The 24,750-nt window shown below is 69.9% G+C and carries 22 protein-coding genes and 1 pseudogene; 9 read left to right on the top strand and 14 right to left on the bottom strand.

Translation table 11 applies throughout. The features are described 5' to 3' along the window. Window position 1 precedes the first annotated feature (1 nt). The 3 genes from K7C20_RS30410 (at window position 2) to K7C20_RS30400 (ending at window position 3,604) form a co-directional block, all read left to right on the top strand. A complete protein-coding gene (locus K7C20_RS30410) occupies window positions 2-1,129 on the top strand; it encodes a DUF1266 domain-containing protein (RefSeq protein WP_030087262.1) in 1,128 nt (375 codons plus the stop codon). A gap of 57 nt (window positions 1,130-1,186) precedes the next feature. Next, entirely contained in the window at window positions 1,187-2,566 is a 1,380-nt protein-coding gene (locus K7C20_RS30405) for a cryptochrome/photolyase family protein (RefSeq protein ID WP_053209574.1), read from the top strand. A gap of 90 nt (window positions 2,567-2,656) precedes the next feature. Further along, window positions 2,657-3,604, top strand: a complete 948-nt coding sequence (locus tag K7C20_RS30400; RefSeq protein WP_030087256.1) for a YihY/virulence factor BrkB family protein — start codon at window positions 2,657-2,659, stop codon at window positions 3,602-3,604. A gap of 181 nt (window positions 3,605-3,785) precedes the next feature. Here the strand turns inward: K7C20_RS30400 and K7C20_RS30395 are convergent, their stop codons facing one another. Continuing rightward, complete coding sequence (locus K7C20_RS30395; protein WP_030087254.1) at window positions 3,786-4,097, bottom strand: 4a-hydroxytetrahydrobiopterin dehydratase; 312 nt, start codon at window positions 4,095-4,097, stop codon at window positions 3,786-3,788. A gap of 209 nt (window positions 4,098-4,306) precedes the next feature. Between K7C20_RS30395 and K7C20_RS30390 the strand changes: the two genes are divergently transcribed. Further along, window positions 4,307-5,128 (top strand): helix-turn-helix domain-containing protein, encoded by an 822-nt coding sequence (locus K7C20_RS30390; protein ID WP_048830142.1) that lies wholly within the window; start codon window positions 4,307-4,309, stop codon window positions 5,126-5,128. Between the two features lie 87 nt (window positions 5,129-5,215). On the opposite strand, the gene K7C20_RS30385 is transcribed toward K7C20_RS30390, so the two are convergent. From K7C20_RS30385 to K7C20_RS30365, 5 genes are all read right to left on the bottom strand, one after another. Then, window positions 5,216-5,638, bottom strand: a complete 423-nt coding sequence (locus K7C20_RS30385; RefSeq protein ID WP_048830141.1) for a nuclear transport factor 2 family protein — start codon at window positions 5,636-5,638, stop codon at window positions 5,216-5,218. A gap of 920 nt (window positions 5,639-6,558) precedes the next feature. Further along, window positions 6,559-8,586 (bottom strand): multicopper oxidase family protein, encoded by a 2,028-nt coding sequence (locus K7C20_RS30380; protein ID WP_246655319.1) that lies wholly within the window; start codon window positions 8,584-8,586, stop codon window positions 6,559-6,561. A gap of 185 nt (window positions 8,587-8,771) precedes the next feature. After that, on the bottom strand, window positions 8,772-9,890 hold the full coding sequence (locus K7C20_RS30375) for a methyltransferase domain-containing protein (protein WP_048830140.1): 1,119 nt from the start codon (window positions 9,888-9,890) through the stop codon (window positions 8,772-8,774). A gap of 332 nt (window positions 9,891-10,222) precedes the next feature. Beyond that, window positions 10,223-10,456, bottom strand: coding sequence for a hypothetical protein (locus K7C20_RS30370; RefSeq protein ID WP_245171407.1), 234 nt, complete (start codon window positions 10,454-10,456; stop codon window positions 10,223-10,225). A gap of 10 nt (window positions 10,457-10,466) precedes the next feature. Continuing rightward, window positions 10,467-10,853 (bottom strand): DUF6415 family natural product biosynthesis protein, encoded by a 387-nt coding sequence (locus K7C20_RS30365; protein WP_150127279.1) that lies wholly within the window; start codon window positions 10,851-10,853, stop codon window positions 10,467-10,469. Window positions 10,854-11,150: 297 nt separating this feature from the next. On the opposite strand from K7C20_RS30365, the gene K7C20_RS30360 reads away from it, so the two are divergent. Then, the gene (locus K7C20_RS30360; protein ID WP_030087239.1) at window positions 11,151-12,386 is read left to right on the top strand and encodes a helix-turn-helix domain-containing protein; all 1,236 of its coding nucleotides are present in this window, start codon (window positions 11,151-11,153) and stop codon (window positions 12,384-12,386) included. Here the strand turns inward: K7C20_RS30360 and K7C20_RS30355 are convergent. The 6 genes and pseudogenes from K7C20_RS30355 to K7C20_RS30330 form a co-directional block, all read right to left on the bottom strand. Next, window positions 12,367-13,029, bottom strand: coding sequence for an HAD family hydrolase (locus tag K7C20_RS30355; RefSeq protein ID WP_030087237.1), 663 nt, complete (start codon window positions 13,027-13,029; stop codon window positions 12,367-12,369). The genes K7C20_RS30360 and K7C20_RS30355 overlap by 20 nt on opposite strands. A gap of 319 nt (window positions 13,030-13,348) precedes the next feature. Beyond that, entirely contained in the window at window positions 13,349-13,699 is a 351-nt protein-coding gene (locus tag K7C20_RS30350) for a hypothetical protein (protein WP_030087236.1), read from the bottom strand. Between the two features lie 244 nt (window positions 13,700-13,943). Continuing rightward, the gene (locus K7C20_RS30345) at window positions 13,944-14,972 is read right to left on the bottom strand and encodes a phosphotransferase family protein (RefSeq protein WP_053209575.1); all 1,029 of its coding nucleotides are present in this window, start codon (window positions 14,970-14,972) and stop codon (window positions 13,944-13,946) included. A 68-nt stretch (window positions 14,973-15,040) separates the two neighbouring features. Then, window positions 15,041-15,873: pseudogene (locus K7C20_RS30340) on the bottom strand (M55 family metallopeptidase). Between the two features lie 117 nt (window positions 15,874-15,990). Next, the gene (locus K7C20_RS30335; protein WP_053209576.1) at window positions 15,991-16,308 is read right to left on the bottom strand and encodes a hypothetical protein; all 318 of its coding nucleotides are present in this window, start codon (window positions 16,306-16,308) and stop codon (window positions 15,991-15,993) included. 160 nt (window positions 16,309-16,468) lie between these two features. Continuing rightward, the gene (locus tag K7C20_RS30330; RefSeq protein ID WP_030087229.1) at window positions 16,469-16,894 is read right to left on the bottom strand and encodes an OsmC family protein; all 426 of its coding nucleotides are present in this window, start codon (window positions 16,892-16,894) and stop codon (window positions 16,469-16,471) included. A 427-nt stretch (window positions 16,895-17,321) separates the two neighbouring features. Here K7C20_RS30330 and K7C20_RS30325 point away from each other — a divergent pair, with 427 nt between their 5' ends. Together K7C20_RS30325 and K7C20_RS30320 are read left to right on the top strand one after the other, a co-directional pair. Further along, a complete protein-coding gene (locus K7C20_RS30325) occupies window positions 17,322-17,849 on the top strand; it encodes an SseB family protein (protein WP_030087228.1) in 528 nt (175 codons plus the stop codon). 262 nt (window positions 17,850-18,111) lie between these two features. Next, window positions 18,112-19,161, top strand: coding sequence for a fatty acid desaturase family protein (locus tag K7C20_RS30320; protein WP_030087227.1), 1,050 nt, complete (start codon window positions 18,112-18,114; stop codon window positions 19,159-19,161). 6 nt (window positions 19,162-19,167) lie between these two features. On the opposite strand, the gene K7C20_RS30315 is transcribed toward K7C20_RS30320, so the two are convergent. Next, window positions 19,168-20,577 carry an amino acid permease gene (locus K7C20_RS30315; protein WP_048830138.1) on the bottom strand — a complete coding sequence of 470 codons (1,410 nt, stop codon included), beginning with the start codon at window positions 20,575-20,577 and terminating at the stop codon, window positions 19,168-19,170. An 85-nt stretch (window positions 20,578-20,662) separates the two neighbouring features. After that, window positions 20,663-22,870 carry a phage holin family protein gene (locus tag K7C20_RS30310; RefSeq protein WP_053209586.1) on the bottom strand — a complete coding sequence of 736 codons (2,208 nt, stop codon included), beginning with the start codon at window positions 22,868-22,870 and terminating at the stop codon, window positions 20,663-20,665. Window positions 22,871-23,186: 316 nt separating this feature from the next. Between K7C20_RS30310 and K7C20_RS30305 the strand changes: the two genes are divergently transcribed. Together K7C20_RS30305 and K7C20_RS30300 are read left to right on the top strand one after the other, a co-directional pair. Continuing rightward, a complete protein-coding gene (locus K7C20_RS30305) occupies window positions 23,187-23,966 on the top strand; it encodes an MBL fold metallo-hydrolase (RefSeq protein WP_030087222.1) in 780 nt (259 codons plus the stop codon). Beyond that, the gene (locus K7C20_RS30300; RefSeq protein ID WP_030087221.1) at window positions 23,966-24,601 is read left to right on the top strand and encodes a DedA family protein; all 636 of its coding nucleotides are present in this window, start codon (window positions 23,966-23,968) and stop codon (window positions 24,599-24,601) included. The genes K7C20_RS30305 and K7C20_RS30300 overlap by 1 nt, the downstream gene beginning before the upstream one ends. The last annotated feature ends 149 nt before the right edge of the window (window positions 24,602-24,750 follow it).

Raw genomic sequence — 24,750 nt, 5'->3', positions numbered from 1 at the left:
GATGCCGCCGACGGACACCGAGCGGCGGCTGTACGAAGCGACGGCGCGTGGTGACTGGGACGGTCAGATCGCGGCGATCGCCGGTGAAGACCTGTATCTGGCGGCACCGCAACCGGGGCAGGACCCCCTGCCGGTCTACGACGATGCGACGGCGGGCGGCAAGTGCATCCCCGTCCTGACCCGCGGCATGCTGCCGCCCTGGCAGCCCCAGCAGTTCTTCGACCGGGTGTCGCTGGAGGAGCTGGCGCAGGACTGGCCGAACGACAAGTGGCGGCTCGCGGTCAACCCCGGGACGCCGTGCGCCGCGTATCTGGCCGCGTCGCCCGCACACCGCGCCGCCTGGATGCAGCGGCGTGCCCAGGTCGGCGTGCGGCCCGGCGGGCTGCTCGTCACCCACTTCGGCGGCCCGCTGCACGGGCCCGTCGCCCAGGGGCTGGCATGCGGTGCGCCGATAGCGGTGCACCACAGCGTGCCGTGGAACGAACTCGGTACGGCCTTCCTCGACCACGCCGCGGACGCGCAGACGCTGCGCGAACAGTGGTCGGTGACCGACCCCGCCGGCTGGCAGCAGCGTCTGGACCAGCTGCTCGGCGGGCAGTTCGTACCGGCGGAGACGGAGCAGGCGCTGCGTGCCCGGGCCCGCGGCCGGAAGGCCGACTCCCCTGAGGACACAGCGGACACGGCGGACACGGCGGGCACGGCGGGCACGACCGGCCACAAGGAAACCGAGGAAGCGGCGGGCTCTGCGGACCCCGCGGACGCGCCCGCCGTCCCCGAGCTCGTGACCAGGTACGAGGAGCGGTTCCGCACGGACGGGCTGCTGCCGGCGGACGGCCAGGTCGTGTCCCTCGTCGCGCTGGACCACGCGCATGCCGTCAACCTCGTCCGCTGGGGCCTGGGCGCCCGGCTGTGCGCGCCGCAGCAGGCCGAGCAGGCTGTGGCGCGGGCCGGTGCACTGGCCAGGGAGGTGTACGGCTCGTGGGAGGAGTTCGCCGCGGGCTATGCGCTGGGCCGGATGCTGGCGTTCGACAACGGCTGGTTCGGCCCGCAGTACGCGGAGGCCGCACATATCCACCGTGTCCTCACCCAGGACCCCTCCTCGCCGTGGCGCGGTCTGCCCTTCGCCTGAGGGTGCGCGCCCCGCGCGGGCGGCTCGCGAGGCGCGGGTTCGGTGTAGACGTAGGGCATGGACGTAGCGATCTGCCTGTTCAGCTCCGACCTCCGGCTGCACGACCAGCCGGTGCTGCATGCCGCGCTGCGCTCCGCGACGCAGGTGGTACCGCTGTTCGTCGTCGATACGGGGGTCGCCGACGCCGGGTTCATGGTGCCCAATCGGGCGGCGTTCCTGGCCGATGCGCTGGCCGATCTCGATGCGGGGCTGCGCGATCGCGGCGGTCGGCTGGTCATCCGTACGGGGGACGTGGTCGCCGAGACCTGCCGGGTGGCGGCGGAGACCGGAGCCGGCGAGGTGCATCTCGCGGCCGGGGTGAGCGGCTATGCGCTGCGCAGGGAGCGGAGGTTGGGTGCCGGGCTGGCTGCGGCGGGGCGTGCGCTGGTGGTGCATGACGCGGTGATCACGGCGGTGCCGCCCGGCGCGGTGCTGCCCTCCGGGCCGGGCAAGGACCACTTCGCGGTCTTCACCCCGTACTTCCGGCGCTGGCAGGCCGAGGGGCTGCGGTCGGTGCTGCCCGCGCCGCGGTCCGTACGGGTCCCGGCCGGGGGGCGGTCCGAGGACGTGCCGTCGGCCCAGGCCCTGTGCCCGGACGGGACCCCCTCGCCCGCGCTGCCGGCGGGCGGCGAACAGGCGGGCCGCCGCCGGTTCACGGCCTGGCAGCGCTCGGGCATGGGCGACTACCAGGACCGGCAGGACGATCTGCCGGGCGACGCCACCTCACGGCTCTCGTCCTATCTGCACTTCGGCTGCCTCTCGCCGGTGGAGCTGGTGCAGAAGGCGTCGGCCCGCCCGGACCCCGGCGCCGAGGCGTTCGTACGGCAGCTGGCCTGGCGGGACTTCCATCATCAGGTGCTGGCGGCCCGGCCGGACGCGGCGAGTGCCGACTACCGCGGCAAGGGCGACCGCTGGCGGTACGACGAGGCCGAGGTGACGGCGTGGAAGGAAGGCCGCACCGGCTATCCGGTGGTCGACGCGGGGATGCGGCAGCTGCTGCACGAGGGGTGGCTGCACAACCGGGCCCGGATGCTGGTGGCGAGCTTTCTGACCAAGACGCTGTATGTGGACTGGCGGGTGGGGGCGCGGCACTTCCTGGATCTGCTGGTGGACGGCGATATGGCGAACAACCAGCTCAACTGGCAGTGGGTGGCCGGGACCGGCACCGACACCCGGCCCAACCGGGTGCTCAATCCGCTCGTCCAGGCCAAACGGTTCGACCCGCAGGGCGAGTACGTCCGGCGCTGGGTGCCGGAGCTGTCCTCTCTCGACGGCGCCGCGGTCCACCAGCCGTGGAAGCTGTCCGGGCCGGAGCGCGCGGCGTACGGCTATCCGGATCCCGTGGTGGACCTGGCGGACGGGCTGCTGCGCTTCAAGCGGGCGCGCGGGCTGGAGTAGGCGGGGTCCCCGGACGGTCGCCGTGTCGTGGGCGGTCCCCGTGCCGGGAGATGATGCAGGACGGATCCATACGGAGAGGACGGATACGACATGGGCGGGAGCGGTATGCGCCGCGGGCTGGACCGGACGCTGCTGGACCGTGCACTCGGGGCGGCGGGACCGAGGCAGCCGGCCGCGCTGCCGACGTGGGCCCAGTGCCGCACCGCACTGCGCCGTACACCGATGTCGGTGTGGCACGACGATGTGACGGACTGGGCCGCGAGCCTGACCTACTACTCGGTGCTGGCGCTGCTGCCGTCGCTGATCGTCACGGTGTCGCTGATCGGTCTCGCCGATCCGGCGGCCACCGAGCAGCTCATCAACCAGATCAGTTCGATCGCCCCGGCCCAGTCGGGCCCGGCCGTCCACCGGGCGCTGGTCGGCATGGCACATCAGCGCACCGCGGCATGGGTGGTGCTGGGCGGCGCCCTGGTCAGTGCGCTGTGGTCGTCGTGCAGCTATCTGGCCGTGTTCCGCCGCGCCCTGCACGCCATGAACCGCACCAAGGACGACCGGCCGCCGTGGCGCAAGGCCCCGCGCATTCTCATGACGGCCCTCCTGCTGATGGCGCTGCTGATCAGCAGTGCGGTGGCGCTGCTGGTGAGCGGGCCGATCGCCACCGCGCTGGGCCGCGCCATCGGGCTCGGCGAGGCGGGCGAGGCGACCTGGAACCTGCTGAAGTGGCCCCTGCTGCTGCTCCTGGCCACGATCCTGGCGATGGTCCTCTTCCGCTCCGGACCGCCCAGTTCCCGCGGTGTGCGCAGGGCGGCTCCCGGCGGGGTGGTTGCCGTCCTCCTCTGGCTGGTCTCGTCCGCCGCCTTCGCGGTCTACACCTCGTACGTCGGCACCTTCAACCGGCTCTACGGGTCGCTCGCCGGGCCGGTGGTGTTCCTGATCTGGCTGTGGTTCTCCCATCTGTCGCTGCTGTCCGGCGCCCAGTTCAACGTGGAACTGGCACGCGCCGGGCGGGTGGTGGTACGGCCACGCACGGGGAGCTGAGGGCGCCGCCGGCGTACGGCCATTCACAAACTGCGGCCTTCCACTGACTGCGGCCACAGCCCCCGGTCTTCACGTCCTCAGGCCCTCGGGTCCTCACGTCCTCAGGCCCTCGGGTCCTCACGTCCTCAGGCCCTCGGGTCCTCACGTCCTCGGGTCCTCGGGTCCTCGGGTCCCCACCGGGTCAACGCGCGCCGTGCCCCGGTGCGATCGCCTCGATCCGGTGGGCGAGCCCGAAGTCGAGATGGGTGATCCGGCCACCGATGCTGTGGGTGTTCACCGAGACCGCGAGCCGGTTGTACCCCAGCGTCAGATCGGCATGATGGCCCAACTCCTCCTGGATCTGCGCAATATGGATGACCATGACGGCGGCAGGGAAATGCCCGTGGAAGGCGTAGCCACGGCACAGCATCCCGCCCTCGACGGACCAGCCGGGCAGCTCCGCGAGCCGGTCCTCGATCTCCTTGAAGCTGAGCGGTTCCAGCTGAGCATTCATGGCGCTCGCCTCTCCCCGTGTCCCGGCTACCGACGAGCCGGTCCCCGATACACACGGACCTGCATGGACGTCCCTGTCCGTGACCGCCACCCACTGCCGCGACGGCCACACCCCTTCCAGCGTGGCACGCCGACGACACTTTCGCGCCCGCACGGCACGGCCCCTCCCGTACGCCCCACCGGCACCGCCCCTCGGCTACCGTCCCTCCCATGACAACTGCTGCGGCTTCCTCGCCGGAGACGGCCACGGGCGTGGGCGTGGGCGCGCTGCTGCGCGAATGGCGCGACCGGCGCCGGATCAGCCAGCTGGAACTGGCACTGCGCGCCGACTCCTCCGCCCGCCACATCAGCTTCATCGAGACCGGCCGCTCCCGCCCCAGCCAGGAGATGGTGCTCCGCCTGGCCGAACACCTCGACGTCCCCGTACGGGAGCGCAATGCCCTGCTGATCGCGGCGGGCTATGCCCCGACGTTCCCGGAGACCCCGCTCGACGACCCGTCGATGGCCGCCCTGCGCTCCGGCATGGAACGCCTCCTGACCGGCTACGAACCCTTCCCCGCCCTGGTGGTCGACGGGACCTACCACGTAGTGGCGGCGAACCGCGGCATCACCATGCTGCTGGAGGGCGTCGCCCCCGCCCTCCTCCAGCCCCCGCTGAACGCCATGCGCCTCACCATGCACCCGGACGGTCTGGCCCCCCGCATCCGCAACTACCTCGAATGGCGCGGCCACCTCCTCGCCCAGATGGAACGCCAGTTGGCCCTGATGCGCTCCTCCCCCCTGCGCGCGCTCTACGACGAGGTGAACGCCTACCCCCTGCCGCCGGACGGCCGCGAGAAGGCCGCCTTCGGCGAACACGCCCCCTTCGCCCTGCCCATGATGCTCGAACACGACGACACCGTGCTGTCCTTCATCTCGACCATCGCCACGTTCAACACCCCGATGGATGTGACCGTCTCCGAACTGGCCGTGGAGACCTTGCTGCCGGCCGATCCGGAGACGGTGGCGTATCTGCGGGAGGTGAACCTGTAGCGGGCGGCGCGTACAGGCTGCGGGCGGCCGCCGGCTCGCTGCGCGTTCCGACTGGGGCCAGCGCGTTCGGACTGCGGGCCAGTGGGTTCAGGCTGCGGGCACCCGGTCCAGGAACCCGAAGACGGACCGGATCCGCCCGTCCGCCCCCAGCCGCACCACATCGAACCCGGCCACCGGCGCCGCACCATCCGCCACACTGACCAGCTCCCACCCGAACCGCGCAAGGTCGTGGTGCCCGTCCACGCCCCCCAACGGCCGGAACACAAACCCGGGGAACTGTGCCTGCGCCCCCGCGATGGCAGCCACCAGTCCCTCATGCCCCGCGACATCGGCCAACGGATCGGTATACGTGGCGTCATCCCCGAAGGCCGCCGCAACGGCCTTGGCCCGCGCCCCCTCCTCGGTCGCATTCCAGGCCTCGAAGTACCGCGCAACGGCCACCGCGTACCGCTCCCCCGCGTCCGCGGACTGCCGCGAAACCTGCCGCTCGTGCTGCTCCTGCTGTGTCATGACCTACTCCTGCTCCTCGTGAGCCCCGAACGACTCTTGACAGCCACATCCCGAAACGGCGCTGTGCCGGAACCGGCCCACGGGCCGGAGTGCGCCGGCCCGTGAACCGATGGCTTCACCTTGCCGGGTGACGGGGGTGGGGGTCGATTACGCGGGAGGTAATGGAGGCGCGCCGCGCGCATCGAGGTGGGCGCAGAGCCCGGCCCGACACCGGTGTTGGCTCCGGGGCGGCGCTTCTTTCGCAGAATTGGACAGAGCAACCCAAGCGGCGTATCAAGGAGAGAGAAGGTGTAATTTGCGGGCTGCAATCCTCCTCGCGAGTCGAAGCCCCCATCGGAGACGACGACGCCCTTGAGTCTCGTCGTTCCAGTGACCACTTGCACGACGCATGGAACTCCTGTGAGCGACCTCAAGCGCCCCTCACTTCGGCGTCGCGACGTTCAATTGCAGCCTGTTCCAGCTGACCGAAGGAAACAGTCATGTCCGTCAAGAGGATTCTCACAGCCCTCACGATTCCGGCAGTTGCCGCGACAGCGCTTCTGTTCTCGGCTTCGGCCGCACCCGCTGCGACTGACACCGTGACGGCTGCACAGACCTCAACACAGACAACGATCCCAGGTCGCCCTCAGCCAAGAACAAGTTACGCCGAGGGGTACCGCGATGGGTTCAGGACAGGATTTTCCGATGGCCGCTCCAACTGCCACTACAGGAGCGAAGATTACGGCTCGTCACGCGGCTTCGCTGCATACAATCGGGGCTTTGTGGACGGCTACGAGTCCGGGTTCAAGGCCGGCCTCAGGAGCTGCTGAGACCCCGCCAGGCACGTGCCTGTGATGCAGGTCAGCGGGAGCACGGCGTCAGTGCCGGCCCAGGTCCCTTTGGGGCGCGGACCGGCACACGCACGCGGGTAAATCGATCCGTCAGTGGCCGTGCCCGTGGCCGCCGCCATGGTCGCCGCCGCCGTGGTCGCCGTCGCCGACGATCGTCCACGGGCGCATCAGGTCGTCGTCTTCGTGTTCGAGGATGTGGCAGTGGTGGACGTACGTCGCCGGCAGTTCGGCGCCACTGCCCGGAATCGACGCGATCGTACCCGGCAGGCCGAATTCCTGAATGATGATTCTGGTCACCGTCTCCGGATAAGACTTGAACGTGTCCTTGTCGGACAGTGCTTCGTCCGGGTCCGGCGGAATCGGCGGACCGGTGAGGTAGTTCGCCAACACCGGTCGGTCCTCCGGTTTGCGGCCACCATCAAGCCACTTTTCGTAATCCGCCTGGTAGGCGGCCGCATCGATCGGCTGCCTGTTCAACACTTGGAAGTTGACGAGGTGGACATGCATCGGGTGGGCGTCGTGGTTGGGATTGATGTACTCCCAGATCTCGGTCGAGCCCGCCTTGATGAAGTCCTGGGACGGCTCCATGAAGGGCACCGCGTTGAACGTCATGGTGCCGAAGAGCTTGTGCTGGTACGTGACCCATTCCCGCCGACGGGTGTGTGGTTTGGGCACGAGGGGTGCGGCCGTGGGCAGCTGGAGTTTCTTGGGCGGCGTCGTCCTGTCCGCGCCTCCGGACAAGGGTTTGGTGACCCGGAACTGCATGATTTCCGAGATTACCGGCCCCATGCCGGGCATACCCGGGTAGTGGACCGGCGCGTGGTAGTTCGTCAACGTGATGTTCGTACCCATGGGCATCTGACTGAAGTCCACGATCAGGTCGTACCGCTCGGCCGGCGAGATCAGGAAGTTCAGCATCTGCAACGGAGCACGGAAGCCGCCGTCGGTGCCGATCAGCCAGAACGGCAGTGTGGGCTGCGGCAGTACATCCCGGGGAACGTCGAACCTCAGCCGCCAGAAACGCTCGTTCGAAGCGTTGAGAATGCGCAGCCGGTAGCGTCGCGGCTCGACGGCCAGGAAAGGGTACGCCTTCCCGTTGACGACCGGGGTGTCCTCGCCTTCCCTGTCGGCCATGGTGTAGGCGAGCGAGCCGTCACGGTGGAAGGTCCGGTCCTGAAGGATGAGCGGGACCTCGAATTCGCCTCGCGGCAGCCCGAGCCGCTCGTCGGCGGGGTCACGGACGAGGTAGAGACCGGCAAGGCCCGCATAGACGTTGACGCTGGTCATTCCCATGCCGTGGTCGTGATACCAGAGCATGCAGGAGCGCTCGTGGTTGGTGTAGCCGGAAATCGCTTCGTTGGGTTTGACCCGGCTCGGGTCCAAGGTGGTGTAGGACTCGGCATGGAAGCCGTCCGGGCTGAACGACTGGAGCGGCATACCGTCGGACTGTGGTGCGGTGAAACCGCCGTGCTGGTGTACGACGTTCCACACATTGATATGCGAGGGAAAGGGCGGTTTGCTTTTGTAGGGCGCCGGAGCGGTCGGGGCGAGCTGGGCGTCCCCGTTGCGAATGCGGTCGATCACGAACTGGAACAGATGGGTGGTCGGCAGCTCGTTGCGGTACTTGACGACCGTCGGGCGGTCCTTGGTCACATTGAGGGTCGGCCCCAGATAGCCCATGCCGATCGCCTTGCGGGGATCGTGCGGGTTCGCGGCCCAGTAACCCCACACCGTTGCCGGCCCGAGGTCCCGGTGGAAGCGCCACGAGCCCTGCCGCATCGTGATGTCGTAGTAGTCGGCGCCCGGATAGACGGAAGGATCCGGGATGGCTGTCATCGGCGTGGGCAGCGGGTCGACGTACCTCTCCAGCGGAGGGGTCTGCGGCACCGGGGAGTCCGCAGATCCTGTCCCGTGCGCCTGCGACGCATCCTGAGCTTCCAGAACACCCCGGGAAAGCATGGCCGCACCCCCCATGGCACCGACCGTGGCGCCGGCCATGAGGAATTTCCTTCGCCCGAACATCGTCTCCAGCCTTCCATCGCCCCACGTAACGTCCAAGGGATACAGGGCTGCTTCGGAACGTTGGTGCAGCATGCCGGTCCGCTCCGGTAAAGCCACTCATTGAGCCGATCTCCGCAGAAATTCGGCAGGCATCGGAATTCGTCCACGCGGAAGGAATTGACGGAGTGGCCCCGGCAAACGATCTCGCATATCGGGAACGGAATGTCCCCGCCCCCGACCACCGATTGCTCATCGCCCTCGCTCGGCTTCCCCTGCCGAAATTGCTGCGGAACCAGGCCCGCTCAGCAAGGCCAGGAGTCGGCAGGGTCATCCAGCCACGCCCGCTCACCGGTGACGGTGACCGTCAGCCCGAACCGGGTGTGGTCCGGCGTGTCCTGGTGGAGCCACCAGTGGAAAGCGTTCTCCACGCTGTCCCAGAGACGCCGGGGACCGGATTGCCAGACCCGTGCCGTGTCTCCGTCGCGGAACTGCACACACGCCCAGGACAGGTCGCTCAAGCTGTAGAACCAGACGGCGCGTGCGCCGTCGCGCTTCTGCGCTACGACGTGCCGGCACTGCGGTACACGGAGCCCGATGGCGAACCGTTCGGGGCTGAACCGCTCCCCGACGAACACCGCTTCGGGGAGCGTCGTGGATGACTCGTCGCCCTCCGCCACGCTCCCCGTGACGTACTCGGAGTGCGCCAGGGGGACGAGTCGCTGCGCCCGAAGTTTCATGAACTCCACAGGGCCGGTGAACGTGCCGGACGCGCTCTTGCCGTCGGGCGCAACCACCAAGCGGGCGACGGCATCGCCATGGGAGTAGTGCGTCCCCCACGGGGCCACGATGATGCCCCCTGGCCGGCACTGCTCCACCCACGCGAAGGGGATGGACCGCAGGCCGCACGTAGCCATGATCCGGTCGTACGGCGCCCCCTCCGGGTAACCCCGGAAGCCGTCGCCGTGCACCACCCGCACGGAGTTGCCGAACCGCCCGGCCGTCGCACGGGCCGCTTCGGCCAGGCCCTTGTCCACCTCCATCGTGGTGACGTGCCCCGGCCCGGCGCGGTGAGCCATGAGCAGGGAATTCCAGAGCGTGGCGGTGCCGATCTCCAACGCCGTATGCCCTCGATGGAGGTCCAGGTCCTGGAGCATCCGGAACACCACGGAGGGCATGGACGCGGAACTGGTCGGGACCTCACCCGGTTCGCGGCCGGTGTGCGTGCCGTCGTTCCATTGCGTGACGATCGGAACGTCAGTATCCGCGAACTCCTGCCACCTGTCCGGGTCCTCCGCCCTGGACACCGGCACGCTTCGGCCGGTCACCATGTCGAACGGCCAGATCACGTCCGGCAGAACGGCGCTTCGGGGCACGGCGGCGTACGCGGGGGCCCAGTCGGAAGAGAGCGCACCCACAGACATGAGGACACGCCCCAGCCCGTCAAGGCAGGGGCGCCCCTTACTCGGATCGCTGATCACTGTCCGGCAGCCTCGGGCGGGTTGGGGACGCCAGGTCCACCATCGGGCGTCGGCGCCGGGTGCGGTCCGGGGTACGGCTCGCCGGGCAGCCTGTCACCGCCGTCGTTCCGGGCAGTCGCGTGCATGGTTCCTCCAGGTGCTTTGTTGATGAGCGTTGCCCGGCTGGCCCGCCTTTACGGCCGGTCCGTCCGGGGTGGTGAGGCGGCCGGCGCCGGTGCTGGCGTCCCTCAACTCTCTCCTCCTCATGTGTGGTTCGTACGTCGGACCGCGACCCGTCAGAGCTCCCCCGCCGCAGCCCGCTCGGCACGCGTCCGCGTCACCGTCAACTCGTCAGGGTCCCGCACCGGCCATTCCCGGCTTCCGAACGACCGGAGGTAGTAGTCACCTCTGCGGATGTCTGTCACCACGGCTCGGCGTCCGGGGACGTACTCGACTTCATCGCCGACCTCCGGCCGACGGGCGCTCACCACGTAGCCCGTGGGGCCGTAGCCGTCCGGCGGACGGAGCACCGTTCCATGGTCATCGCCAGCTCTCCCGGTAACCGTCCAGAAGCCATTGGCAATCGCGGGCCATCAGCTGCACCTCGATCAGGGCACCGAACGGCATCGGGCTCCGTTCCTGCGCCGCCTGCCGTTCGATGTTGTCCAGCCGCGTGATGAGCCGATGCCACTTGACGCCGCCGTGCCACATCTGGTCGGCCGCCTTCCGGGCAGGCTCCTGGAGTAACGCGATGTGGCCGCGCAGCTGTGCTTCAAGGTCGACGAGCGTGCTCACTTGCAGTTGTCTCCGGCTCGCGCCCAACGCCATTTTGATGGTCTCTTCGATGGTGAGCACGTCGATCGCTTCCGGCTTACCTGCCGCAGTGCCTCTGACGCTGGTCTGCGGTTCCGCTTGATCCGTCGTCATGGCTGCCTCGCCGTCACTACACGAACAGCAGCACGGTTGTAGTTGTTGACGCCGACCTCTCTGGGCACGCAGTCAAGGGCTTCGGAGGGATCTCGGGTGGTGGGGATAGCGGGCCTTCTTTCACACGTTGCTCGGTCAACGTGCGTCAAGACTGGCCCTACTACTCACCCAGTACGAGGGCTTCTGAAGGTCTTTTGAGCGCCGTTAAAGGGACTTTGGCGACGCCTCGCGGGTGATGAGTAGCCGAGGAGAGGACTCCGGGGTGACACTGTCCACACCCCAGGACAGAGGTGCACCGTGACGCGACCCGCAAGAAACGCGAAGCTCAAGTCCGCACGTATGGCAGCGGGTTACCACACCCAGCAAGCCTTCGCCGAGGCGCTCGGCGTAGGCGTACGGCAAGTACGACGCTGGGAATCCGACAATCCGCCATGGCCTCACCCGGACCTGCAACAGCGCCTCACGCACCTGACCGGTCAGGATATGGAAGCCCTCGGCTTCACCATTCCGCCCGGCCGCGACCACCCCGCCGCGCCGCGGCATTACGCCGCCGTTGCCTCAAGAAGCGCAGGCAGCCACCTGCCCGCCGTCCCTTCACAGTCCACTGCTCCCCTGCAGCCCGCTTCGGTGGCGGCCGACTATGCAAACGTCACCCGGTCCCATCGCGGCCTGTACTGGTCCGTGGCACCCGCCGCGCTCCACCCAGCCGTTGTCGCCCACGCCGACCTCGGTTGTGCGCTGCTTCCCGAGACCGCCGGCCAGACGCGCCGCGACGTGGCGGCGGCCCTCGCTGAAACGTGGCTCCTTGCTGGACGTATCGAGTTCTTCGACCTTCGAGAGCCTGATGACGCCGGCGCCACCCTGCTCCGTGCGCTACAGGCCGCAGGCGAGGCGGACGATTCCCTGATCGGATCCGCGATCCTCGCGCACACCGCCTTCATCCCCGGGTGGGCAGGAGAGCGTGAAACCGCTGCGGAGCGCATGGTCGCTGCCCGTACATATGCACGTCGGGGCCCTGCCTCAGCCGAATTCTGGGCGTGGCTCGACGCGGTCGAGGCCGAGTGCGAAACGCGATGCGGGAACACGCGCACCGCGCTACACCTGATCAGGCACGCTGAGGACACCCTCGCAGCCGGGTCCGAACACCTCACGCCCGTATGGATGGACTGGTTCACCCCTGTACGTCTGGCCGCGTTCAGAGGCCACACCCAATTGAAGGCAGGTCACCTTCCGCAAGCCCGCGCAACCCTGCTCAACGCCCTGGACCGGATGTCAGCCACGGAGGACAAGCAGCGCACCGTGATCTACGGCGACCTGGCTGCGGTCGAGGCCGCCGCCGGTCAGCCAGAGGAAGCGTGCCGGTACGCCTGCCTTGCCCTCGACCAGTTGCACATCACCTGGTACGCGACTGGCCTGGACCGGATCCGGGAAGTACGGCGGGCACTCGCGCCGCACCACCACGACCAGTGTGTACGAGACCTCGACGACCGGCTGTACGGATGGGCGACGACGGTCAGCGCTCTCGCTCGTTGAACTTCGCGATAGCCTCCGGCAGCTCCATCAACGACTCGATTCGGAACGTGGGCAGCTCGCGCGCCTCCACGGTGTTCCACTGAATCGTGGCCCACGGGCCTCGGTGCACGAGCGCCGTATGCATGCCCGCGGCCACCGCCGGGCGGAGGTCGTTGTCCACGCGGTCCCCGACGTACAGAATCTGATCGTTCACGAAGGGAACAACGTCGGCCACGCGCTCGAAGAAGAGCAGATCAGGCTTGCTGGCTCCCCAGTCATCCGACGTGCCGATCAGGTCGACTTCGTTGATGAACAGGCTGCGGAGGATCCCGCCCGCCCGCACAGTCTGGTTCCCGGCGATGCCGAGCCACAGGCCATCGCCGCGCAACTGCGCCAGGGCGGGCCGAACATCGGAGTACAGGTCTGACTCGTCAAAGTGCTCCGGCTTGCCCACAGCGGCACGCGCCTCCCGCTGCTCGTACAGGTCAAATCCGGGCCGGAACTCCTGGAACACCTCGCGGTAGTCCCGACCCTGTGCGATGACCGCTCCGAACATCGCCGCGAACGTATGCCGCGGCACCCCGAGCCAGTCAGCCCACGTCCCGTACTCCCGCGTCTCGTCGACCAGGCACTCACCGACATCGAAGACCACAGCGCGAATCATGTCGACACCCTACTGAGCGGCTCGCAGGCAGTGCTGCCGAGGCAGGCGGGTTGACGAATGGCACTCTGCAAGATCGCTCCGGCGGCGGCTTGCTGCCCCGTGGCGCGGTGCCCTACGAGAGAATCGGACAGGCTCACTACGGCCACGAACCACATTGGTCTCCCATTCCTTGCAGCCGCTCGGGACGGTACCCACGTGAAGCGCCCGCCGGTCCACCTCAAGCAACTCAGCTCACCGTGCCCGCGCGACGTCCACCAGGTCATGTCTGATGATCGATCTCGCGGTGGGTCGTGGTGAGGGTGAGCTGAGTCGAGTTGCTTCAGTCTCCCTGTGACCACGCGGCTGACGGGAGTGACAAGTAGACGCCGAAGTCGCGGAGTCCGGTCGCAGTCCTGATGTCCTGGTGAAGTCTGTCCACGCGTTCTTGGCGGTTGGCGGCCCTGCTCTCGAACCACTTGGACCTCACCTCGATCACCACATCCAAACCGCTCCGGTCCAACGGCCCCAGCCTCCGGAAGCGAATCTCCACGTCGCCCGGCTGCAAGTCCCCGTCGTACGGTTCCTCGGGACATTCCACGGCCTTGGATATCAAGTGCGGCAGCACCGACCCCAGTTCTCGGAGCTTCGATTCATCGACACCCGGCGCATAGGTAACTTCCACAAGCGGCATCGGACCACCTTAGGCTCGATCACGTTCGGTGCTCGCGGAGCGAGAGCAAGAGTGAGGCGATGTGCAGTACAGCGGTGCTCTTCGCTCCCGCGCCGCGTCCGTCAACTCACCACGGTCCACCTGGCGTTCGTCATGGTCAGACCGTGCATGACGCACGGTGTGCGTGAGTACGCATGCGTACATGCATACATGCACACATGCGTACACCTGTGCCTCATATGACCTGCCTCGTGTCGGCCGGCGTCTACGGTCGCGTCGCCGGGAGAGGCTTGAGCCTGGGCCAGCGGACGAGCATCTCACGGCGCAGGTGGCTGCTGAGGGCGCTCAGGCCGTGCAGGGAGGCGTGGTGGGCGGTCATGTGGCTGACGGCGCCGAGCCGGTGGACGAGGCGCTGGCGGGCTGTCGCGGTTCCCCACTTCCAGTCCCGGCTGGGGATCCGGGCCAGATGGTCGGTGCCTTCGCGGTCTGCCCTCGGGACCAGCGCGTCGCCCCGGAGCAGCCAGCCTGCGCACGCGTCGGCGAGATCACCTTGCGGTGCGGATCCGGTCGCGGTGCGCCACTCCGCGCGGTATGCGTTCTCGGCCCGTTCCAGCAGTGGTGCGGCCGGCGACGTGACACACCAGCAGGTCGGGAAGCCGATACGCAGATAGGCGAGCTCCATCAGGCCGTTGCCGAGTGCTGCCTGCTCGAAATCGATGAATCTGATTCCCGCGGCGGTATGGAGGTCATTGCCGGGGCAGGGGTCGCCGTGGAGCAGGGCATGCCCGGGTGCCTCGCCCAGTCGGCTCACGAGGTCCTTGAGTTCGCCGGGCACGCCAGGCGGGAGGGGAACCTCAAGGGCCGCGGCCAGCCCGAGGAAGGAGTCGATGTCGGCCTGGTCCGGGCCTCGCCAAGGGGGAAGTGTTCCGACGTCCTCCGGGCGGGCGGTGGCGTGCAGCCGGGCCAGTGCCGTTGCGTAGTCGACGATCCAGTCGCTGGAGGGGCGTCGGTGGTCCAGACGCTCCAGCACCAGCACCCGCTCGCCGGGGTCGGTGGCCAGCAATGCGGGCACCACAGGTGTGGCAGCTCGTCCGGCGAGCCTCAGGGCGGTCACCTCGCGGGCGTATCGCTCGTCGGCGTCGGGGCCGGCGACGAGCTGCTTCACCACCACCTGTGCTTCGGGCAGCTGAACGCGCCACACACGCGAGCGAGGGCTGCTGCTCAGCCTGCGAGAGCTCCTGGGTGATCCCAGCCCGGCCCGCAACTCGTCACCGAACGGCAGTCGCGACCACATGAGCACCATCCTTCCGAACCTGGGGTCGAGCGAGCGCGCGAATCCGGCCTGCCGGGGGGAGCGGGCGGTCAGCAGTACGGCGGTTGGTTGGTGAGGGATGCCGCTACCCGCATCCATATGCCGAAGAGACGGTACAGGGTGGTGAGTTGGTTTTGTGTCTCGATGGTCCGACTGTCCACGGAGGTGACTCCGGGGATTCCCAGGAGGGTGGAGGCCACGGTGGCGGACTGCCAACGGACGGTGAGGGTGGACGAGTTCGATGCCGGGTGGGTGCCTTACGCGTGTGGGCGGAGAGGCCGGCGATGACCGCTTCCTCGATTGCCTGGTGTGCTTCAGCAGCCGGCCGCAGCTCTGCGGCGAAGCGATTATGTGCGCGCTTCACGGCAACGGTGGTGACGGAGCCGTCCCACGCCGTGGTCTCCGCGCAGGCGCTGTCGTCACCGGTGAGTGCCACCAGGGGTACGCCGAGCGTCGCCGCGGTGGCGTGGGCAAGCCCGATCTCGCCCACGGGCCGGCCGTCCAGCCAGATGTCCTCGATCTCGTGCCCCATGAAGCTGTGGCTGAGCACGCCGAGGGTGCCGGCTCGGGAGTGGTAGCCGACGCAGATCATGGCGTCGTGTTCGGGGGTGAGGCCTTCGAGCATGCCCATGTGCTTGGGCCTGCCGCGGATGAGGCGGGCCTGGGGGTGCAGCGCCTCGGGCACCAGATTGCGCATGGGGCCGTGTGCGTCGTTGACGACGATGTCGGTGGCGCCGGCCGCGACGGCACCGCGGACAGCGGCATTGACGTCCTCCGCCATCATCCGACGCCCGCGCTCGTAGTCCCGCCCGCCGGGCTGGACGTCGTCGGCGTCGACGAGCCCCGTGATGCCTTCCATGTCCGCGCTGATGTAGATCCGCACTGTGCGTACTCCTCACGCTCGACCGCTTGGGAGACGCTGATCAATCATCACCTGGTTGCTCGGCCCACAGGCCGCCCTTCCCGCCGGAACTCGGGCCTCGTGGCCGCGGCCGTCCGGTCAGGGGGCAGAGGCGAGGTCGATGATGAAGGGCGGCCCCGGCTCGCCGGGCTCCCATCCCTGCCGGAGCGCGGAGCGGATGCCGCGGGCCACTCCGGCAGGGCGGACCGCGGTGGCGGGGGCACCCATCCAGTTGCCCGGGTGGGCGTGTGGCATGCGGAGGACGGCGACGGAACCAGGTTCGTGACCGTGTACCACCGCGACACTCAGCGGGGCATGGCAGACACCCTGGCTGTAGGTGGGCTTGCGGCGGACGGACCATCGGTAGTCGATGCCGTCAACCGTGATGGGCCTGGCGCCCTTCTTCGGGATAGCCACCTGTCACCTCCTGCCGCTCATCAAAGCGGACCTCACCAGGTGACCTCAACGTCGCCGTGTGGCAAGGAATGGAACTCTCCCCCTCGCAGACCAATGCCCCCTCATGCCGCAGTGGAGAGGGGGCGTGGGGTCGTGTTCGTTGTGTGTCGTACTCGTGGGGTCAGGACAGGGCGGCGGTCAGGGAGATGGTGGTGCCTGCGAGGGCCTGGCTCACGGGGCAGTTGACCTTGGCATCCTCGGCTGCGGACTTGAAGGCGGACTCGTCGATGCCCGGGACCTGGCCCTCCACGGTGAGGTGGATTCCGGTGATGCCGGTGCCCGGCTGGAAGGTGACCGCGGCCTTCGTCGTGAGCCGGGTCGGGGGGTTTCCGGCCTCAGTGAGCCCGTTTGCCAGGGCCATCGAGAAGCAGCTGGAGTGGGCGGCGGCGATCAGCTCCTCGGGGCTGGTCTTCCCGTTGGGATCCTCGGCGCGGGACGCCCACGTCACGGGGAAGTGGCCGACTCCCGAGGAGTCGAGGGTGACCTCCCCCATGCCCTTGAGCAGTTCGCCTTCCCACTCGGTGTGCGCGTTACGTGTAGTGGCCACGGTGATCCCTCCTGTATACGGAGGACGTCTTTCCGGTACGGGCCCGTACGGCATTCCTGTACGGGCCCGCACGGGTCCGTACGGGCCTGAACGGACGACGTCTCCCCTGTGCGTATGACGATTCCCTGATCGTCCGCCCTGGGGTGTGCTGCCCGGGTTTTCGACGCGCCGTACATACCTCATGACTCGCCGGTCCCCGGCCACCTGCCGCCCCTGATCTCCTGTCCGCCTGTCCGGCCGTCCCCCTCTCTCCGGTCCGCTGATCGGGAACGTTGCGGAGATCGTGGGGCGGCCTAGGGTGGGAGGTATTGCCACGCTTGCCCCGGCCCCGTGCCGCTGGGCGGCACCCGGCGGCGACCGCGGCAAACCCCGTGCCCACGCGTATCGAGCGGGTGCCCGGTGAGCGACGCCGACGAGAGGACGAGCCATGAGCACCTCGACCCCCGACGAAAACCCGCCCCCGGACGAAGCGGCTTCCGCCGAGGGGGGCCAGTCCGCGGAGGAAGCGGCGGCCACCCAGACCGCCCTGGTGGAGCTCGCGACCAGCGTGGGCCTGCTGCCGCAGGCGCCACCGGCCGAGGGCGAGGAGCAGCGTCCCGAGGGCGCTATCGCCCTGCCGGTCATCGAACAGGACGGCAATCGGTACGTCCCCCTCTTCACGACCGAGGAAGCGCTGCTGGCGGCCGGTGGAGACCCTGCCACCGCGCTCCGGATGCCCGTCGTCGAGCTGGCCGCGAACTGGCCTGCGGACGACCTGTGGCTGGCGGTCGACCCGTCCACCGAGGAGGGGCTCGCCCTGCCCCCCGACCTGGTGCGGGCGCTGCCGGTCCTCAGCCGGCAGAGCGGCGCGCCCGGCTGGCCGGGCGAGGCAGCCGGGGAGGTACCTGGGCAGGGGCCTGGGCAGGGGCCTGGCGGAGGTGGCGCCGGAGGGGACGGCCGGACTCCGGGAGGATGACCCGCACGAGTCCGTCTGTATCGCGATCCGTGTGTATCGCGGTCTGTCTGTACCACGGCCTGTCAGTACCGCGGTACGCGTGTACCGCGGCCCGTCTGTACCGCGGCCCGCGTGTACCGCGGTCCGTCTGTGACCGGGCGTAGGGAGGGCCCGCCGAAGACGGGCGGGGGCCGGCCGGACCGCTCAGGTGGCGCCAGCCCCCCGCCCGGCCCGGGGGCGGACCGGCTGTCGGCGCGGGCGCCGGGTCACAAGACTCGGTGGTATGACGACGAGCCTCGAGTTCTCTCCCCCGCCCACCGGTCCGGCAGCGCCCTCCGGCAGCGATTTTGCGCGGCTGTCGCGGCGCATCGTGGCGGCCGGGCTGTTGAAGCGCCGGCCGGGGTACTACGCGGTGCGGCTGTCGGCCGTGAGTGCGGCGTTCGCCGGGGGGTGGGTGGCGTTCTTTGCGCTGGGCGACAGTTGGTGGCAGCTGGCCGTGGCGGTGTTCATGGCGTTCGTGTTCGGGCAGGTGGCGCTGGTCACCCATGATGTGGCGCATATGCAGGTGTTCCGCAGGCGTCGGCCGAGTGGGGTCGGGGGGCGGCTGTTCGGCAATCTCGGTGTGGGGATGTCGTACGGCTGGTGGATGGACAAGCACACCCGGCACCACGCCAACCCCAACCATGAAGAGCTGGACCCGGATGTCGCGCCGGACATCCTGGTGTGGTCGCAGGCCCAGGCGCGGGCCGCCACGGGGCTGCCGCGTTTCCTCGGCCGCTATCAGGCGCAGTTGTTCTTCCCGCTGCTCACGCTGGAGGGGTTCAACCTCCGGGTGTCGAGTATCCGGGCACTGCGGTCGCCCACCATGAAGCACTGGGGAAGCGAGGCGGCGCTGCTGCTGACGCATACCGCCCTGTATCTCGCCGCGCTGTTCCTGGTGCTGTCACCCGGTAAGGCGCTGGCCTTCCTCCTCCTCCACCAGGCCGTCTTCGGCGTCTACTTGGGGTCCACCTTTGCGCCCAATCACAAGGGGATGCCGACGCTGACGGGCGAGGAACGGCCGGACTTTCTGCGGCGTCAGGTGCTGACCTCGCGGAATGTCCGGGGCGGGGTGATGACCGACTTCCTGCTCGGCGGGCTCAACTACCAGATCGAGCACCACCTCTTCCCGAGCATGCCGACACCGCATCTGCGTCGTGCGCAGGTGATCGTGCGGGGGTACTGCGCCGAGATCGGTGTCCCGTACCACGAGACGGGGCTGCTCAGGTCGTATGCGGAGGCGCTGCGGCACTTGCGGCGGGTCGGGGAACCGCTTCGTGGTCAGCGGGCGTAGGCGTGGTCAGCGGGCGTAGGCGGAGCCTGCCGTGGCCTCCGGCTCCGCGTCCGCGTCCGGCTCCGCGTCCGTCTCCGTCTTCGCGTCCGTCTCCGTCTCCGCCCGCCGTGCCGTGCGCCGGGCCGCCATGAAGGCGTAGACGAGGATGCCGGCGAAGAGGAAGAGCACGCCCTGGTAGATCGCGGCGTAGCCGGCGCCCGCGACGAGCCAGAAGGTGAAGCCGAAGGCGGTCAGGGCGAGGGTCAGATCGCGGGCGAAGCGGGCGGGGCGGACCTTGTCGCGGCGGCCGGTGAGCAGGAAGTAGACCTGGGCGCCGGCGGCGAGGAGGTAGGGGACGGTCGCCGAGAAGGTGGTGATCAGTACCAGGATCTCGAAGACGCCGCCGGCGCCGGTGACGTAGTTGATCACCGTCAGGGCGCTGGCCAGCACGCCGGCGGCGAGGACGCCGAAGGTCGGGACGCCGCGGCGCTTGGTCAGGAAGGCCGCGGGGAACAGCCCGTCCTTGGCGGCGGCGTACGGGGACTGGGCGCTCATCAGGGTCCAGCCGTTGAGCGCGCCGATGATCGAGACGACGGCGGCGAGGGCGACGACCGTGCCGCCCCAGTGTCCGCCGAACATCACGTTCACCGCGTCCGAGAACGGCGCCTGGGACTTCACCAGCTTGTCGTGGGCGACGGTGCCGAAGACGGCGACGGTGCCCAGGAGGTAGACCACGGCGGAGCCGATGGTGCCGAGGACGGTGGCCCGGCCGACGTTCCGCTCCGGGTCGCGGACCTCGCCCGCGCTCATCGCGGCGGACTCCACACCGACGTAGGAGTACAGCAGGATCGCGGCGGCCGCGGACATCCCGCCGACCGCGCTGCCGCTGCCTTCGTGGAACGAGCCGAGGTTGGCCGGGTCGAAGAAGAAGAGGCCGACGACGGCGATGAAGAGCAGCGGGATGAACTTGAGGACGGTGGAGACCGTCTGGACCAGGCCGACGTAACGGGTGCCGGCGAAGTTGGCGAGGGCCGGCAGCCAGAGCGCGCCGAGGGCGATCGCGAGGTCGGTGGCGTCGGTGGGGCGGCCGGGGAGCAGGACATGGACGTAGCCGACGATGGCGACCGCGAGCGCCGCGTTGCTGACCCAGGTCATGGTCCAGTACGACCAGGCGGAGAGGAAGCCGGCGAAGTCGCCGAACGCCTCGCGCGCGTAGACGTAGGGACCTCCGGTGTCCGGGTGGCGCTCGGCGAGCCGTCCGAAGACGAGGGCGAGGGCGACGGCGCCGATGGTCAGGACGCCGAAGGCGACCAGACTGATCGTGCCGAACGGGGCCACCGAAGCCGGCAGCAGAAAGATGCCGCCGCCGATGATGTTGCCCATCACCAGGCAGGTGGCGGTTCCCAGTCCGAAGCGGCGGCTGTGCCGGTCGTTCATGGCGTGGTGGGCCTCTCGTCGTGCGCTGTGCACCCGGGGTTACCGAGCACTGCACATCGTCGGCGATCGGTGGCGTCCGCCAAAATCAGCGGGGTTTGTCCTGCGGAGCAGGGCCCGGTGAGGGAAAACCTTCGGCCGGGGGCACCTCACGCCGGAGTTCGTCCGCGCCGGGCCCGAGGGGCAGTTGCGGGCCCTCCGCCTCGCCCAGCCAGCGGCGCAGCACCTGGTGCACCTGTTCGGCGCCGGTCAGCGGCCCGTCTTCCGGGGCCGGCGGGGTCAGCTCGACGGGCCAGAGGAGGAAGGGGTGGCTCTGGGCGCCGCCCAGGCCGCCGTGCGAGCCGATCTGCTCCTCGAAGGCGTGTACCGCGCCGGTCGTCGGGTCGTAGGCGGAGTTGACCATGAGGTCGGCGGTGTGCGGGAAGCGGTCGGTGCGGCGTACGGCTTCGACCGCGCCGGTGCCGAAGGGCGCCAGGGGGTCGGTGCCGATGATGTGGCCGGTGTCGAGGTGGTGCTCGGCGCCGGACGGGCCCAGCACAACGGGACCGTGCGCGGCGGAGCGGACCAGGACGAAGCCGATGCCGGGGTGGTTGGCGAGGGTGCCGAGCAGTGCGGGGTGTCTGCGGTCCAGTTCCTCGCGGGTGATCCGGCCGGGCACGTCCGGGAAGGACACCAGGCCGAGGTTCCCGGAGGCCAGCACGAGGGGGTGGGAGGAGGCCGGGTCCTCCGTCTTCTCCGGATGCTGCCCGGCCGTCTTCTCCGGGTGCTGCCCGGCCGTCATCTCCGGATGCTGCCCGGCCGTCATCTCCGGATGCTGTCCGTCCGCCTCCTCCGGGCGGTGCAGTGCGGCGCGCGCCGCCTCCCTGGCCTCGGCTCCGCTCGATGTCCGTCCGGCGCGGCGGGGCACCGGCAGCCCGCATCCGGCGCGTACGAGGTCGCCCAGGCTCAGCCCGTAACGGTCCAGGAACGTCGGGCCGTGGCTCTGGCCGTGGTCCGAGAGCAGCACGATGCGGTACGGGCGCGGGGCGTGCCGGGCGGCCCTGGCGATCAGCGCGATGGCCCGGTCGAGGCTGCGCAGCACCTGGAGCGCGTCGCGGTGTGCGGGCCCGGAGTGGTGTGCCACCTCGTCGTAGCCGACGAGGTCGGCGTAGACGGCGGTACGGCCGGCGATCATGTCGCCGATGACGGCCGCGACCACCACATCGCGCTCCACGACGGTGGCGAAGGCCCGGATGACGGGGTAGAGGCCGCCTCGTGCGACCCGCGGCAGCTCGCGGCGGAAGCGGGTACGCAGCGACTGGACGATCTCGCGGACGACCTCGGCGACGAAGGAGACGGCGGTCCGGGTCGCGTTGGCCGGGTCTGAGAAGTAGGCGAAGTAACCGGCGCGGGAGCGGTTGTGCTTGCCGCGCCGGGCCGCCACCGACATCACCAGGGCGACCTGGTCGGCGCCGCCGCTGAAGAGATTGCCGCGGCTGGCGCCGTCGTAGGCGAGCAGCCCGCCGTCGCCGGTGCGCTCGATGGCGCGGCGCTGGAGTTCGGCGGCGCCGGTGGGCCGGTTGCTGACGACGAGCGTGCGGGTCTCCTTCTCGTACCAGCGGAAGGCCGGCAGGTCCTCGTTGCTGCCGTGCAGCAGGGCGAGCTGGCTGGCGCCGGTCTGGCTGGACCAGTCGGTGCGCCAGGGGGTGAGGCGGTGGCTGTCGCCGGTCCAGCGGGCAACGGTCTTCATCAGCGGCCGGTCGCCCCGGACGGCCTCGCACAGCAGGTCGTGGCCCAGGCCGTCGAGCTGGAGGAAGACCGTGCCGGGGGTGGCTTGGCCCCGGGCAGCGCCGGACCGGCGGCCGCGGCGGCGTCCGGCGAGCCGGACCAGCCTGCGGTGGTAGGCCTCGTCGTGGCGCACGGCGAGGAAGCCGGAGGCGGCCGACGAGGTCGCGGACATCACCGCCGCGACGATCACCGCGGTCTCCGGTGCGGCCTGTCCACGTCCCTCGGGGATCAGGCCGAGGGCGAGCAGCAGCAGGGAGCCGTTGAGGAAGAAGACCAGCAGACCGATGACGAGGGCCGGCACCAGGAGCAGGGCACGGACGAGGAGCGGCCAGACCAGCGCGCTGAGCAGGCCGAACGCTCCGGCGCCCAGGCCAGCGGTGAAGGCGGTGCGGGTGAGGCTGTCGCCGCCCGCCGACTGGAGCCGGAAGTCGGGCAGGAGTGCGGCGAGGACGAGCAGGGTGAGGCTGGACACGAGCCAGATCGCGAGCACCCGGAACAGGGTGCCGCTGAGGGATTTCCATCGCGGCATCCGCACGCGTGCCACCTCGTGCTCCGGTCCGCGCCGGCCGCGCGGGCTTGCCGTCCAGCGTGTCATACGGCGCCGGGCGGACGAGTGCGGTCCGGTGCGGTGGCATGCGGCCGGGTCCGTGGAGCGCATCCGCGGTCCGCACCGGTTTCCACGTGCTTCCGCGGCCTTCCGGCGGCTTCCGGCGGCCTTCCGGCGACCTTCCGGCGACCTTCCGGGCCGGATGGTGGACGATCGACAGGAGCGCAACGGAGAGTGGGGGCGGTACGCGCCATGTGGGACGGGTGCGCGGGACGTGCGTCGGGACAGGAGGTGTGCGGTGTCGGTGGAGGTGACGTGGTGGGGGCATGCCACCGTGACGGTCGAGGATTCCGGCGTGCGGGTGCTGACGGATCCGGTCTTCGTGCGCCGGCTGGCACATCTGCGGCGCCGCCGGGGCATGCTGCCGCCGGCCGAGGCCGCGCGGGCCGATCTCGTCCTGGTCTCGCATCTGCACGCCGACCATCTGCACCCCGCCTCGCTGGCCCGGCTCGCGCCGGGGACCCGGCTGGTGGTGCCGCGCGGGGCGACGGCCGCGGTGCCGGGGCTGCGCCGGGTGGCCGCAGCCCGTGCGCTGCGGGTCACCGAACTGCGGGCGGGCGAGGAGTGCACGGCCGGCGCGGTGACCGTCCGTGCGGTGCACGCGGCACACGACGGGCGACGGCTGCCCTACGGACCGCGCCGGGTGCCGGCGCTCGGCTATGTCGTGCGCGGCGCGGCCCGGACGTACTTCGCGGGCGACACCGGTCTGTTCGAGGAGATGGCGCAGGAGGTCGGGCCGTGCGAGGTGGCGCTGCTGCCGGTCGGCGGCTGGGGGCCGTTCCTCGGGCACGGTCATCTCGACGCGCGGCGGGCGGCGCAGGCGGCGGCGCGGCTGGCACCGTGCAGCGCGGTCCCGGTGCACTACGGGACGTACTGGCCGATCGGGATGGATGCCGTACGGCCGCATGAATTCCACGCCCCGGGCCAGGAGTTCGAACGGCAGGTGGCGCTGATGGCACCGGAGGTGACGGTGCACCGGCTCGGGCACGGCGAGTCGGTGCGGCCGAAGGTCGTGTGATGACGGTGTTCGGTGAGCTGGTGCGGAGCGTGCCGCCGGAGTCGACGCAGCAGGCGGTGGGCTATCCGTCACTGTTTCTGCTGGTGGTCCTCGGGTCACTGGTGCCCGTGGTGCCGACGGGGGCACTGGTCAGCTCGGCGGCGGTGGTCGCCTTCCACCACACCTCGCCGTTCGCGCTGCTGATCGTCTTCGCGGTGGCGTCCTGCGCCGCTTTCCTCGGCGATGTGGGGCTGTACTGGCTCGGGCGGCGCGGCAGTCACTCCCGTAACGGCTCGCGCTGGCTGGCGCGGCTGCGCGCCCGTGCCGCACCGGAGCGGCTGGCCCAGGCACAGCACAAACTGCGGGAGCACGGGGTGCTGGTACTGGTGCTGTCCCGGCTCGTGCCGGCCGGGCGGATCCCGGTCATGCTGGCGTGTCTGCTCGCCGCGATGCCGTTGCCGCGGTTCGTCCGCGGCGATATTCCGGCGTGTCTGGCCTGGGCGGCGACGTACCAGCTCATCGGGCTGCTGAGCGGCTCGCTCTTCAGCAAGCCGTGGCAGGGCGTGGTCATGGCGATCGGCCTGACGGTGGTGATCAGCGTGGCGCCGGCCGCCTGGCGGCGCGTCAGGGCGGCCGGGGGCGAGGGCGGGGCCTGAACGCGTCCGGCAGGCCGTGTGACGGCCTTTCTGCCCGGGGCCGCCGCCCCACCGGCTTCGACCGCACACGTACGCCCGCAGGAACTCGACCGGGAGAACCGTCGGCGCACTCCAGGGCGTCCGCGCCATAGCGACCAGGGAAAACCCCC

The sequence above is a fragment of the Streptomyces decoyicus genome (assembly GCF_019880305.1).
In the GTDB taxonomy this organism is placed as follows: domain Bacteria; phylum Actinomycetota; class Actinomycetes; order Streptomycetales; family Streptomycetaceae; genus Streptomyces; species Streptomyces decoyicus.
This window is presented reverse-complemented; position numbering and strand designations above follow the sequence as displayed.